This is a genomic window from Pelotalea chapellei, assembly GCF_018531195.1.
Taxonomy (GTDB): domain Bacteria; phylum Desulfobacterota; class Desulfuromonadia; order Geobacterales; family Pseudopelobacteraceae; genus Pelotalea; species Pelotalea chapellei.
This window is the reverse complement of the sequence record NZ_JAHDYS010000018.1, coordinates 23225-37321: the sequence shown is the minus strand read 5'-3', so window position 1 is coordinate 37321 and position 14097 is coordinate 23225. Positions and strand designations below refer to the sequence as shown.

The 14097-nt window shown below is 56.0% G+C and carries 10 protein-coding genes; 5 read left to right on the top strand and 5 right to left on the bottom strand.

What is annotated here, in order from left to right:
* Positions 1-185: 185 nt before the first annotated feature.
* Positions 186-629 carry a cache domain-containing protein gene (locus KJB30_RS15610; protein WP_214301036.1) on the top strand — a complete coding sequence of 148 codons (444 nt, stop codon included), beginning with the start codon at positions 186-188 and terminating at the stop codon, positions 627-629.
* An 86-nt stretch (positions 630-715) separates the two neighbouring features.
* Here KJB30_RS15610 and KJB30_RS15605 read toward each other — a convergent pair whose 3' ends face one another.
* From KJB30_RS15605 to KJB30_RS15585, 5 genes are all read right to left on the bottom strand, one after another.
* A complete protein-coding gene (locus KJB30_RS15605; protein ID WP_214301034.1) occupies positions 716-1912 on the bottom strand; it encodes an MFS transporter in 1197 nt (398 codons plus the stop codon).
* Positions 1913-2101: 189 nt separating this feature from the next.
* On the bottom strand, positions 2102-3361 hold the full coding sequence (locus tag KJB30_RS15600; RefSeq protein ID WP_214301032.1) for an MFS transporter: 1260 nt from the start codon (positions 3359-3361) through the stop codon (positions 2102-2104).
* Entirely contained in the window at positions 3348-5351 is a 2004-nt protein-coding gene (locus KJB30_RS15595) for a sensor histidine kinase (protein ID WP_214301030.1), read from the bottom strand. Before KJB30_RS15595 ends, KJB30_RS15600 begins: the two co-directional genes overlap by 14 nt.
* On the bottom strand, positions 5348-6709 hold the full coding sequence (locus KJB30_RS15590; RefSeq protein ID WP_214301028.1) for a sigma-54-dependent transcriptional regulator: 1362 nt from the start codon (positions 6707-6709) through the stop codon (positions 5348-5350). The genes KJB30_RS15595 and KJB30_RS15590 overlap by 4 nt, the downstream gene beginning before the upstream one ends.
* Positions 6710-6895: 186 nt before the next feature.
* Complete coding sequence (locus KJB30_RS15585) at positions 6896-7852, bottom strand: Tim44 domain-containing protein (RefSeq protein ID WP_214301026.1); 957 nt, start codon at positions 7850-7852, stop codon at positions 6896-6898.
* A 325-nt stretch (positions 7853-8177) separates the two neighbouring features.
* Here KJB30_RS15585 and fdnG point away from each other — a divergent pair, with 325 nt between their 5' ends.
* The 4 genes from fdnG to mobA all read left to right on the top strand — a co-directional run bounded on the left by fdnG (position 8178) and on the right by mobA (position 14075).
* Entirely contained in the window at positions 8178-11207 is a 3030-nt protein-coding gene (gene fdnG, locus KJB30_RS15580) for a formate dehydrogenase-N subunit alpha (RefSeq protein WP_214301024.1), read from the top strand.
* Entirely contained in the window at positions 11204-12064 is an 861-nt protein-coding gene (locus tag KJB30_RS15575; RefSeq protein ID WP_214301022.1) for a 4Fe-4S dicluster domain-containing protein, read from the top strand. The genes fdnG and KJB30_RS15575 overlap by 4 nt, the downstream gene beginning before the upstream one ends.
* Positions 12061-13272: an NrfD/PsrC family molybdoenzyme membrane anchor subunit gene (nrfD, locus tag KJB30_RS15570; protein ID WP_214301020.1), complete on the top strand. Its 1212-nt coding sequence runs from the start codon at positions 12061-12063 to the stop codon at positions 13270-13272. The genes KJB30_RS15575 and nrfD overlap by 4 nt, the downstream gene beginning before the upstream one ends.
* 134 nt (positions 13273-13406) lie before the next feature.
* Positions 13407-14075 carry a molybdenum cofactor guanylyltransferase gene (gene mobA, locus KJB30_RS15565; protein ID WP_214301018.1) on the top strand — a complete coding sequence of 223 codons (669 nt, stop codon included), beginning with the start codon at positions 13407-13409 and terminating at the stop codon, positions 14073-14075.
* Positions 14076-14097: the final 22 nt, after the last annotated feature.

The following is a 14097-nucleotide window of genomic DNA, read 5'->3' as shown; positions in this document are numbered from 1 at the left end:
TATGCGGATTGGATGTTAAAGGGCCGGATAAAAACTCGATAGGAAATATATTAAATAATTATTCAATAAAAGCAGTAAATTAAATATTGCACAAAAATAAAGTAATGTTAGTATTGCCTTAAATAAATGGCCGTGACACTTCCTGTGGGAGTGCAGGCCACATTTCCCCAATGGAGGAGAACACCATGAAGCATCTGCTGATGAATGCTGTTGTAGTGTCCATGCTGTCCATGGCATCGCCGGTTCTGGCCGGTACTTTCGGTACGGCCGAGGAGGCCAATGCCATGCTCCAGAAAGCGGTTGCCGCCATTAAGGCCGACAAAGCGAGCGCCCTGGCTAAATTTACCAAAGGAGAGGATGGTTTCAAGGATCGGGATCTGTATCCCTTCTGCGGTGGGCCTGACGGAAACTTTACTGCCCATCCGAGCCTGGTGGGCAAGAGCCTGAAAGGGCTTAAGGATAAGGCCGGCAAGGCGCTGGGTGAAGAAATCTATGCAACAGCCAAGCCTGGCATCATAAGCGAAGTGACTTACATGTGGCCGCGTCCCGGCACAACCGAGCCGGTGCAGAAATACTCATACGTTACTAAGGCCGATGATCAGGTCTGTGCTGTGGGTTACTATAAATAAAGCAGTAAAAAGATGAAGATCAGATGTACAAGAAAAGCCCGCTTGCGCGGGCTTTTCTTGTACTGATGTTTCACGAAGTGTTTTTGTTAGACCTGCTCTGTTTCAGTGGCGGTGTATGGAGGCAACACATCATCAATCTTCTCCTGCGGTTCATGGTGGGTGCGCATGAACTGGGCCGCTATCAGCGATACTATGCCGAGGGCGGCTCCGGTCAAAAAAGGAATGCGATAATCTATCATCCAGAAGTAGCCTCCCAAGGCCGGCAGGAACACCGCTGCGATGTGGTTGATGGTGAAGCCGACCGCCATGGAGGAGGCGATATCGCCAGGTTCGCCGATCTTCTGAAAATAAGTGCGGATGGCAACGGAAAAATTGAACAGGATGCTGTCGAGGATGTACATGGCCGCCACCAGTAATTTAGAATCAGTAAAGGCATAGACGGCAAAGATTATGACAACTCCGACATATTCGATGGAGGAGACGCGGCGTTCTCCAAAACGGATGATTGCTTTGCCGATCAACGGGTTCAGTACCCATGCTATGGCGTTGTTTATGATGAAGAGCAGGGTCATCTCCCGCACCGAGTAATGGAAAATCTTTACCAGCAGGAAAATGGAGAAGACCATGAAGATCTGCCGCCGTGCACCGGACAGAAAAGTCAGGATGTAGTAGAGCGAATATTTCCGCTTGAGAAACATCTGCTGCCGCTGGGGTGTCAGACTGTCATGGGTCGGCTCCTGCAGTAATCCCCAGATGCCGGCAACAAAAACCAAAGAGCCCACCACCAGAAAAATTCCCCGATAATCGAGTATCAGGCCCAACAGCCAGATCAGAATCCCCGAGGCGATACTTGAGGCTGCTGCCAGGCTGCGCAACTTGCCGAACACGACGGGGGATACGCCGGTGGAGAAATACTGCAGGGTCAGGGACTGATTGGTGGTCTCATAATAATGGAAGCCAAAGCTCATCAGCAGCGTTGTACAGGCCAGACCGAAGTACGAGGGAAACAGGCCGGTGATGCCGGTGCCGATGCCCAAGAGGGCGATGGAAAGAGCCGAGAGTCGGTGCTCTTTGATGAACAGCATCAGAAAAACCGCACACAGCGCCAGGAATCCCGGCACCTCGCGGATAGACTGGATCATGCCGACCTTGTTTCCGTTCAGGCCGATCACCTCAACCGCATAATTGTTAAACAGGATCGTATAGCCTTGCAGGCCGACCATGGAAGCGGCGGTCATTACGGCGAGAAAGCGGAACATGGGTTTGCTGTCAGCAGGTATCATGGTGCTCCTATTGTAGGTCGTTGAAAAACAGCCATCTCGCCGCCGTCCTCGGTCGCCTCCTTGTGCGACGTAGCGCTGCTACGTCTCCGCGGGGCTTCCTGTGGGTGCGACGATCTGACTATTTTTGAACAACCTGAGTGATTCAACAGTCTGTTAGACAAATCTTGCCAGTCCCCAGCTCCCCGATTTTCATCCCTTTTCCCAGTAATCTCGCGCGCAGGCATACAGGACAATGGCCACGGCCAGTCCTGTGATAGGAAAAAGGAAGGCGGTGTGGAAGGCTTGTGGCGGGATGCCGTTGGTGCTGCGGCCATGGGCGCCGATGATCAGCCCCATTGCCTGCTGGGTGAAAGCAGCGCCCATCAGGACAAAAAAATTGAGTGATGTCAGCGCTGTCCCTACAATTTCGATCCGGAACATGGTGCGGATGATCGGGTAAATCATCACCCCGCTGGAAACCGCCAGGCCGATAGCAAAAAAAAGAGCGGCCAGGAGTGGCCGGGGCAAGGTTTCGGCCGGCCCCAGAAAGCAGGACATGAGCAGCAGCAGAAGCACCTGCCCCCCTAGCAGGGTTCGTTTGTGAGAGTGAAATACCCGGCGGGCGATGGTGTCGGTCACCATGCTGCCGCAGATGAATCCGAGGGAGGTGAACATCAGCATCTGCCCTGCGGACTGACGCGAGAGGTGCAGCACATCCATCAGGAAAGGTCCGCCCCAGAGGCCCTGCAGGGCAAGATAGTTGCCGTACCAGAAGAAGGAGATCAATCCCAGGAACCAGAAGTCGCGGCTGCCGAAGATCTCGCCCCAGGCAGCCAGCATGCCGGCAGGCTGTGAGCCGCTTGGTGAGCCCTCGCTTGCTGCAGTGCAGGGCGGGTGGTCGCGGACCATGCCATAGACCAGGATGGTGACCAGGACCTGAAGCATGCCGATGGCGAGGAACGAGGAGCGCCAGCCGATGGCGGCAACGGACAGCGCCAGGGGGGCCGTGGCCGAGAAATTGCCCAGATTTCCGACAGCTACCATGAACCCTGATACGCGGCCGAATTCCCGTTTTGGAAACCAGTGGCTGAAGATGGTGAATGTTGCCATCAGCACCGATGCGGTGCCGACGCCGATCAGCATCCGCGCTGTCATGGCCGTGGAAAAACTTTGGGCCTGGGAAAAGAGGATGCCGCCAATGGCGGTCAGCACCCCGCAGCCGCTGATTACCAGGCGGCTTCCCAGCCGGTCGATCAGGGGACCCAGGGGGAGTTGTGCCGCAGCATATACGTAAAAGAGAATTCCGGAGAGGGTGCCGAGATCCTGGGGGGTCAGGTTCAACTCGCGGGAAATGTCTCCCGCCACCACCGCCAGGGAGACCCGGTAAAAATAGACCAGGATGTACATCAGCGCCAGTACGGCGAAGATAATCCAGCGCTGGCGGCGTGTGCGGCTGTCAGGAGAGCTCATCAACTTCCTTTTGCCGCAGCGGTAGCACCACCGTGAACACCGCCCCTGTTCCTACTTCGCCGTTGATACGGATTTCGCCTGCATGGTCCGTGACGATACCGTAGGAGATTGCAAGCCCCAAACCGGTCCCGTCGCGCTTTGTCGTGAAGAAAGGGGTGAAGATCTTCTCGCGCTGCTCCGCACTGATGCCGGGGCCGCTGTCGGTAATGGTAATGTTCGCCTGCTGTTGCGCCATGTTCAGTGATGTCTCCACTGTCAGCATGCCGCCACCCTCCATTGCCTGCAGGCCATTGACGATCAGGTTTGTAAAGACCTGGCGCAACTGTCCTTCATCCCCCTCCACCTCTATCTCCCCATCCCGGTAATTTCGTACGATCCTGTACTGGTCCAGAGGGATCTGGTGGCCAACTTGGTCCAGGATATCATCCACCAGTATCCCCAGTGAGACCAGTGAAAGCCGCTTGATGCCGCTGCGGGAGAATGTCAGCAGATTTCTAACGATACGTTCGATGCGGTCGGTCTGGCGGATGATGGTCTCCACCTCTTCATTGGCCGGATTGTCAAGGGTGGCTGTCATCTCCAGCAGTTCTGCATTGCCGCGGATTATGGCCAACGGGTTGTTGATCTCGTGGGCTACGCCCGATGCCAGCATGCCCACCGCAGCGAGTCGTTCTGATTCGGCCAGCTCTTTCTGGGCCGCGAGCAGCTGCTGGTTCTTCTCCTCAAGCTGTGCAGTCCGTTCCATGACCTTCTGTTCCAGTGTGTGGTTGAGTGCGCGATTCTCGTCTTCTCGGATTGCCAGCCGGTGTTTCATTATGTTGAATTCATCCGCCAGTTCGGCGATCTCGTCATGGCTGTCCACATGGATGTCGGGCAGATCTTCGCCGGCAGTTATTCTGCGGGCACCGTCAGCCAGCGCCCGTACCGGGCGGGTCATCTTTGAACCGATCCAGGCGGAAAGGGTGACACCAATTATGGTAAGGAACAGCAACACGCAGGAAAAAATGATGTTCACCTGAGAGCGCAACTGCATCAGGGGGCGCTCCGGCATGCCCACATACAGTGCTCCAACCACAGCGCCGGCCAAATCCCGCAGAGGCTCGTACGCGGTAAAGTAATGTTCCTTGAGTACAAAGGCCCTGCCGATCCATTTTGTGCCGCGGGAAATAGCGGCAAAAACCTCTTCCGACATGAGGCTGCCGATTGCCGGTTTGTCCTGCTCATCACGCACGGTGGTGGCGATCCTGATATTGTCCAGGAACATGGTGGCATTGCCCCTGACGCGTGCGTCCGTGTCCCCCTGCTGGAATACGACACTGGTGATGCGGTCTACGAGTCGGTTGTCGCTGTTGATCAGTATACCGCCGTACACTGCGCCCAGCAGCTTTCCATCGCTGCCTAGCACCGGCGCCGAAGCAACCAGGAACAGGCCGCGCTCCTCCATTGTTTTACTGGAAGTGTAGGCATGGGGAGTTGCCTTCAGGCGGATAACCATCTTGCCCGGAAGCTGAGGATTTTCCCGCCCCGCCTGTTCTGCCTGTAGAACCGTGATTCCGGAGGTAACGGCCCCCTTGAGGGCGGCGCTCACTATTTTGTCGCCAATCCGGGAGTCGCCGTTAAACGAGGGATTTGCGGCCCGATAGCGCACGAGCCCGTTGCGGTCAACCAGGGTGAGAAAACTGAGATGTTCGTTGCCGAGAAGCAGCCTCAAGGGGGCCACCGAAGCAGTTGGACCGGATGTCGAGAGATTTTCGGCCAGCTCGGGCAGGCGGCTGGTCAGGCGGATGATATCCGAGAGACGTGACTGCTCTCCCAGAAACAGTTCGTGGGCGGAATTGAGGCTGGTTTCTACCGTGTACAGAGCCTGGCTGGAGAAGCGGCTGGTGATGATTGAGGCGCCAACGACCCAGCAAAGGGCAATGGCGGTCACCAGGGGGATCAATGTGGCGATGGTCAGCTTGACCCGGATGGAGGTGCGCAGGCGTTTCATGTGCGGTTTTCACCCAGGCCGAATTCAGCAATCTTGCGGTCAAGGGTCTTACGGGAGATGCCCAGGATTTCCGCGGTCCTGCTTTTGTGGAAAGAGGTTTCCCGAAGCACATTCTCGATGTGCTGACGCTCCACTTCATCCAGGGCTGCCAGCGTGCCGGCCGAGGCAGCCGCTGCCGGCAGGTCACGTCGCCCCCCCAGGGGAAGAAGGCTTGCGGTGATGGTGGTTCCACGGGCCAGGATGACCGAGCGCTCAATGACATTTTCAAGTTCGCGCACGTTGCCAGGCCAGTCGTACTGGGTCAGAGTCTGCAGGGCATCCTGGTCGATGCCGCGCACATCCTTTTTCATGCGGCGGGTACAAATGTCCAGGAAATGCATGGCCAGCGGTTCGATATCGTCACGCCGTTCCCGCAGGGGGGGCAGGGAGATGGAGATGACATTGAGGCGGTAATAGAGGTCTTCGCGGAACCGCCCGGCCTGCACTTCGGCCATAAGATCCTTGTTGGTGGCAGCAACGAATCTGACATCCACCTTGCGGGTACGGGTGGAGCCGAGCACGATAAAATCTTTTTCCTGCGTTACTCTCAGTAGTTTGGCCTGCACGGCGGGGCTGACGTCGCCGATTTCATCCAGAAAAAGTGTGCCACCATCGGCCTCTTCCAGCAGGCCCTTCTGGTTGATGACCGCGCCGGTGAAGGCACCACGTACATGACCAAAGAGCTGGCTTTCCAGCAGAGTGTCTGAAAGTGCGGCGCAATTGAGCGATATGAATGGCTTGTCGCGGCGGGGACTGTTGTGGTGCAGTGCACCGGCGATCAGTTCCTTGCCGGTTCCCGACTCACCCATAACCAGAATGTTTGCGTCACTTTCCGCCACCTGCAAGGTCAGGTCGTACACTTCGCGGAAGGCGTCACTGCGGAAGATGATTGCGTCGGAGGAAACGGAGCTGCGATGCAGCTCTTCCCTCAGCTGACGGTTTTCGGTGGCCAGACGGCGATAATCAAGGATCCGTTCAAGCATCCCGAGCAGCTTTTCCTTGGGAAAAGGTTTGGTGATGTAGTCGTAGGCGCCGAGTTTGATGGCATGAACCGCATCGTCAATGGTGCCATGGGCGGTCATAATCACCACCGGCATTTCAGGATGCCGCTTGCGGGTCTGTTTGAGTACCTGCAGGCCATCCATATCCGGCATGCGTACATCCTGCAGAATGATATCGGCAACCACCGGTTTCTTCAAGCGCTCCAGCAGGGCAGCTCCGCTGGTGAAAGTTTCCACGGCATAACCGCTGGCACGCAGCAGTTTGTCCAGGTAATGAAGGATTTCCGGTTCGTCGTCGCAGATGAAAATTTTATGCACTAAGGTTCTCCTCTAGGGGCAGTTGGACAAAATGATACACTTCCGTATACAAAGGATCAATCGCAAATGCAGGCCCTTACCACAAAATCGAAGGGCGACGCATGCGTCGCCAATTGTGCGCAGAAGAAAAAAAGGCCGCTGATCCGTGGAAGGATCGAACGGCCTTTTTCAATTATGTGGTGAAGCCTAAACCTGGCTGATTGCGGAAAGCCGCCATGGATTGTTGCCCACGGGCCGGGTGAAGGTCCAGTGTTCCTCGAATTTGACGGGATCGGTCTTGCTGCCTGACACCACTGCCCCGGTGTTATCGTCGGTGGTGTAATCAAGCAGATTGGCATAAATCAGCGTAGTGATGTAATCCTGACCCGACTCCTGCCATACCTCGGTAATCTCCACATTGCGGACAGCGATGTTCTCCAGGCGATTGGTCCGTTTCTCCTGCAGCAGCCTGTTCATGTCTTCCTGAAAAATACGCTTCATCTCCTCGGTCAGCAGCAAAGAGGCGGTAGACAGATCCCGGTTCATCCAGGCACCCTGGATCTTGAAGAAGTGATCCATGACCATGTCGTTGAAACGTTCTTCATCAAAGGTCGAATCCATCTGGCGGATATGGGCCAACCCGGTGTCGGCTGTTGCCTCCTCGATCGCAGTATAACCGCTGGATGCCGGGATTGCCGAGCCAGCCTGGTAGCCACCCTGATTGCGGCCCTGGTCGTACTGGTCATAGGGAGCGGCCGAGCCTGCCGATCTTTTTTTGATGAAGCGGTAGATGAAAAAGCCGATGCCGGCCAGCAGCAGGATTTCGAACAGGCCGATTCCGCCACCCATGCCGCCGCCGGGGCCGGCAAAGCCGAGGCTTCTGAAGAGCATGCCGCCCAGCATGCCGCCAACCATGCCGCCGGCCATGCTTCTCAAGAAACCGCCGCTTTGGGGCTGCTGTTGAAACGGTGCCGGAGCAGCCTGCTGCCGTGGCGCGGCGGGCCGGGTGTAATTATTTGACGGCTGCGAATAGCTGCGTGACCCACGACTGCCCATGGAACGGCTTCCGCCTGCCCTGGCGTGGGCGCTTGTTTCCAGCACGGTCATGCTGAGAAACAGGAAGGCTGCCAATAGTATGAAAGGTTTGAGGACGTTTCTATTCATGTTTGTGCGCTCCTTGATTGGTAACTTTATCGAGTGAGAATACCACAGCCTTTTTCTACTTTCCACAAATCCCTCGCTTATCATCATTCAGAAGCTGAAATGAAGTGGTATTTGGTCACAATGACACAATTATTATGGACAAAAAAATACATGTTCTGTGTCTGCTTCCGTCGCCCTTCCTTCGTTTCTGTATACAACTCTGGTGATTTCAGATGCTTACCTTAATTTCATGTTTTCTTGCATTTTGGCACGCGAGTTGCCGTATACAGCTGATTTCGTTTACATGGACAAAGTGAAACGACATACATAAGTAGAGGAGGTTGGAATGGGAATTTCACGAAGGCAGTTTCTGCAAGGGGGGGCTTTGGCGGCCGCCGGGGTTGCCCTGGCCAAGCCTGGCGAAGCGAATGTAGACGCGCCCGGCCTGCGCACAAAGGGGCTTAAAAGCTCTACCACTATCTGTCCGTTCTGTGCTGTTGGCTGCGGACTGATTGTACATACCAAGGATGGCAAGGTAGCAAATATCGAAGGGGACCCGAAGCATCCCATCAACAAGGGCAGTCTCTGTTCCAAGGGAAGCTCGCTTTTCCAGGTTGCAGTCAACGATCGCCGCTTGCAGAAAGTCATGTACCGCGCCCCAGGCTCGGACAAGTGGGAAGAGAAATCGTGGGACTGGACTCTCGACCGTATTGCTCAGCGCATGAAGGAAACCCGCGACAAGAGCTTCAAGGCCAGTGAGCTCAACAAGAAGGACAACAAAGAGTATGTTGTCAACCGTGCCGATGGCATGGCCATGTTCGGCGGCGCCGGACTCGATAACGAGGAATGCTACCTCTGGTCCAAATTTTCACGCTCAATGGGGGTAGGCCTGCTCGAACATCAGGCCCGATTATGACACTCCGCTACAGTCGCCGGTCTGGCGGCTTCGTTCGGTCGTGGAGCAATGACCAACCATTGGAATGACCTGAAAAACAGCGATTGCATCCTGGCAATCGGCTGCAATCCCGCAGAAAACCATCCGATCTCCTTCAAGTGGATCGAGGAAGCTATTGATAACGGCGGCAAGCTGATCGCCGTTGATCCTCGTTACACCCGTACTGCATCAAAATCAGATATCTACGCCCAGATCCGTCCTGGTACGGACATCGCCTTTCTCGGCGGATTGATCAACTACGCCCTGCAGAACAACCTGACCCACGAGGAATACGTACGGGAATATACCAATGCCGCGTTCCTGGTGACTGAAAAGTATGATTTCCAGGACGGCATGTTCTGCTCCTTTGATGATCAGGAGAAAACCTACGATCCCAAGGCCTGGGCCTATGCGGTGGACGGCGCCGGCAATCCCAAAAAAGACATGAGCATGAAAGACCCCAATTGTGTCTATCAGCTGCTCAAGAAGCATTTCGAACGCTATGACGTTGATAAAGTCTGCGCGATCACCGGCACGAAGAAGGAAGATTATCTGGCTGTTGCCAAGGCATTCTGCGGCACCGGGCGCCCCGACAAGGCCGGCACCATCCTCTATGCCATGGGCATCACCCAGTCGACCCACGGTACCCAGAACGTGCGTGCCGTGGCCATGCTGCAGATGCTGCTGGGCAATATCGGCATAGCCGGCGGCGGAGTAAACGCATTGCGCGGCGAGTCCAACGTTCAGGGATCTACAGACTACGGCCTGTTGTTCCACATTCTGCCCGGATACCTCAAGTCACCGGAATTCGACAACACCGACCTCAAGGGATACCTGGAGAAATGGACTCCCAAAACCAAGGATCCCAAGAGCGCCAACTGGTGGGGCAATACTCCCAAGTATACCGTCAGCCTGCTCAAGGCCTGGTACGGCGACAACGCCACGCCGGAAAACGACTTCTGCTACAGCCTGCTTCCCAAACGGATGGGCAACTACTCCTACGGCAAAATCATGGAGAAGATGGGCAAGGGAGAACTGGAAGGACTCGTCTGCATGGGGATGAATCCGGCCATGGGCGGTCCCGATTCAGGACATGCCCGTACAGCGCTCGGCAAGCTGAAATGGCTGGTGACGGTTGACCTGTGGGAGACCGAGACCTCCATCTTCTGGAAACGTCCCGGCGTCAATCCCAAGGATATCCAGACCGAAGTATTCATGCTGCCGGCCGCCTCATCGGTGGAAAAGGAAGGTTCGATCTCCAACTCCGGCCGCTGGGCTCAGTGGCGTTATGCGGCGGTACAGCCCGTGGGTGAGTCCCGCAGCGACCTGCATATCATCGACCAGTTCCACAAGCGGGTAAAAGCGCTTTATGAAAAACAGGGAGGGGCTTTCCCCGACCCGATCACCAAGCTCTCCTGGAATTACGGCAACGGCCATGAGCCGGACGTACATCTGGTGGCCAAGGAGATCAACGGCTATTTCACCAAGGACATGACCATCGTCGACAAGGACAAGACCCTGGAGTTCAAGAAGGGGGATCAGGTCCCGATGTTCAAGTACCTGCAGGACGATGGCTCGACGGTTTCCGGCTGCTGGATCTACTGCGGATCCTACACCAAGGACGGCAACCAGATGGCACGGCGCGACGACGGCGATCCCACCGGACTGGGGCTCTATCCCAAGTGGTCCTGGTGCTGGCCGGTCAACCGCCGCATCATCTACAACCGCGCCTCAGTCAATCCCAAGGGTGAACCGTTCAACCCCAAGCGTCCGCTGATCGCCTGGGATGCCACCGAAAAGAAATGGAAAGGCGATGTGCCTGATGGTCCCTGGCCTCCAATGGCAGACGACAAGGAAGGAAAATATCCTTTCATCATGGTGCCCGAGGGACATGGCCGGTTGTACGGCCTGGATCTCAAGGACGGTCCGTTCCCCGAGCACTACGAGCCGGTGGAGAGTCCTGCCAAGAACATGCTTTCAAAGGTGCAGAACAATCCGGTGGTCAAGCTGCCCAAAAACGTATCCAGTGACCTGGGCAAGTTCCCTTTCATCGGCACCACCTACCGCATGACAGAACATTGGCAGACCGGCGGCATGACTCGCAGCCTGCCGTGGCTGGTGGAGCTTGTACCGGATATGTTCGTGGAAATCAGTGAATCCATGGCCAGGCAGAAAGGTATCAAAAAAGGCGACAAGGTGCGTGTCACTACCGAGCGCGGCAGTATTGAAGGGGTCGCTCTGGTCACTTCGCGGCTCAAGCCTTTCAAGGTGGAAGGCAAGATGATCGAGCAGGTCGGCATGCCCTGGCATTTCGGCTATTCAGGCCTGGCGACCGGCGACAGCGGCAACATGCTTACCGCTGCGGTTGGCTGCGCCAATACCAATATCCCCGAATTCAAAGCATTCCTCTGTAACATCGAGAAAGGGGGTAAAAAAGCATGAGCTCAGCAGATATGGATGTAACCAAACATAAAACGTTTCTGATCGACACCACCAAGTGTACCGGCTGCCGCGGCTGCCAGGTTGCCTGCAAGCAGTGGAACCAGCTCAAAGCTGAGAAAACGGTTTTCTTCAGCGGTGAGGGCTACCAGAACCCCCCTGCCATGACGGAGCACACCTTCACGCGCATCAAGTTCCGCGATTATGAGAAGAACGGCCAGAACGAATTCGCTTTCTACAAAGAGATGTGCATGCACTGCAACGAGCCGGCCTGCGCTTCGGTCTGTCCGGTAGGTGCTTTCGTGAAGAGCCCTGAAGGGCCGGTCATCTACAACGCCTCCCGTTGTATCGGCTGCCGTTTTTGCATGATCGCCTGCCCCTTTGGGATTCCAAAATACGAATGGAGCAAAGCCTTTCCTCTGGTCAAAAAATGCACCGGCTGCTACAGCCGGATCAAGGAAGGGCTGGAACCTGCCTGCGCCACAGCCTGCCCGACCGCCATCACCTACGGAAGCCGTGAGGAGATGATCAAAGAGGCTGAACGCCGCCTCAAGAACAGGCCCCAGCGCTATTTCCAGGCCATTTACGGCAAGGAAGAAGCGGGGGGCACCAGTATTCTCTATCTGACTCATCAGCCGCTGGACGAACTGGGCTTCAAGAAAGTCACCACCCGTCCGCTACCTTCCTATACCTGGCAGGCGCTGCGCCTGGTTCCGGGCATCTTCCTGACCATGGGTGGAGGTCTGTCGCTGCTTTCCTGGTTCAACCACCGCAAGGAGCGCATCAGGCAGGAAGAAGGTTTCAAGAACAGCAAGGTGCAGCCAGAGAAGAAGGATGAGATGAAGGGGGACAACCAATGACCGCTGCCAAAATTATAATCAATGAGATCAAAGGGTATCATCGCTTCCTTCAGTTCATGATTGCCCTGGTGGTAATCGGTGCCCTGGCTTCCATGGTGCGCTTCATCTTTGGCCTCGGTGTCACCACAAACCTGAATGACACCTACCCCTGGGGGCTGTGGATCTCCTTTGACGTTGTCACCGCAGTTCCCCTGGCAGCCGGGGCCTTTACCCTGGGCGCCATTGTGCACTGTTTTCATATAAAGAAGCTGGAGCCTCTGGTGCGTCCGGCAATTGTGACCGGATTTCTGGGGTACTCGCTGGTCTGTATCGGCCTGCTGCTTGACCTTGGGCAGCCCCAGCGCGGGTGGCACACCATGGTGTACTGGAATGTGCATTCCCCCATGTTCGAGGTTTCCATGTGCGTCATGGCCTACACCACGGTACTGTTCCTGGAGTTCCTCTCGCCAGTGTGCGAGAAGTTCGGCTATCACATGCCGCTGCGCGTGCTGCGCTGGCTGGAGATGCCGCTGGTAATCGCTGCAGCTTCTATCTCGACCCTGCACCAGTCATCCCTGGGGACCTTCTTCCTGATCGCCGTGGATAAGCTGCACAACCTCTGGTACAACCCTCTGCTGCCGCTGCAGTTCTGGATGTCGGCCATCTTCACCGGCATCTCGATCATCATTCTGGAAGCCACCATGGTGCACCGTTATCTGGGGCAGCCCGATGAATCGGAGCTGCTGGAGATTCTGGCCAAGATCCTGCCCTGGGTGCTGGCTGTGTATCTGGCTGTCAAGGTCGGAGCCGTGGCCTTCCTGACCCATGGTTCTCTCTTTGACCGCCCCGGCCTGCTGGCCCTGTTTGCGGCAGAGGTACTGATCGGGGTCATCATCCCGATGCTGATGTTCATGAAACAGTCCAACCGCGAGGACAGCCGCATGCAGCTGCGCGGCGCCGGCATGGTCATCTTCGGGGTGATTCTGAATCGCTTCAACGTATCCATGTTCGGCATGATTCAGCCCGACCAGGTGATTTACTATCCTTCCGTCACCGAGTCACTGGTCACCATCGGCATCATTGCCGGGCACATCCTGTTCTTCGTGCTTTTGGCCAAGTACTTCCCCATCTTCGAACATCATCCGGAGACCGTGGATTATTCCATGCCTGATCATTTTCATGCCACTGAGGCGCATGAACATGACCAGGGTAAAGGTGTTGAGGCGTAACAACCACCCCTCTCCCTGACCCTCTCCCACTGAGGGGAGAGGGGACTTTAAAGGTCCCCTCCCTTTATGGGAGGGGGTTGGGGGAGGGTGAATAGCGGGCATATTTGCCCCCTTTGATTTTGAGGTACACCAGCATGCGCACCAACAACACCCCAACCATACCCGGCGTGACCGGCGTTATCCTGGCCGGTGGCCTTTCCAGCCGCATGGGGAGCAACAAGGCGCTGCTTCCCTACAAGGGTGGCCGGTTTATAGAGGCCATTCACCGGCAACTGTCCGAGCTGTTTGATGAAGTGCTGCTGGTAACAAACCAGCCCGATCAGTACGCCTTTCTCGGCTGCCGCATGGTTGCCGACCTCCACCCCGGTATGGGGGCACTGGCCGGTCTGCACAGCGGGCTGCATCATGCCGCGACCCCGCACATCTTTGCCGTGGCCTGCGATATGCCCTACCTGAACAACACGCTCATCCGGCGACTGGCAGCCTTGCGCGGCCACAATGATGTAGTCATTCCCCAGGGTGAAATGGGGGTCGAGCCGCTGCATGCCATGTATGCCAAGGAATGTCTGGGGCCGATGGAAAATGCTTTGCAGTCGGGCAGAAGGAGGATTATCTCCTTTTTTCCCGAGGTGCGGGTTAATACCTTTTCTCGTTCAGTAGTTGCCGCAATCGATCCTGATTTCAACTCCTTCCGCAATATCAATACGCCTGAAGAATACTTCGACATGCGACGAAACGAGCCTCACACCTTACAGTCTCCTCTTGCCTTGCCGGACCGGCAACAACGCTCTTCAGAAGGTTGATTCTCCCATAGCAGCGATTTCC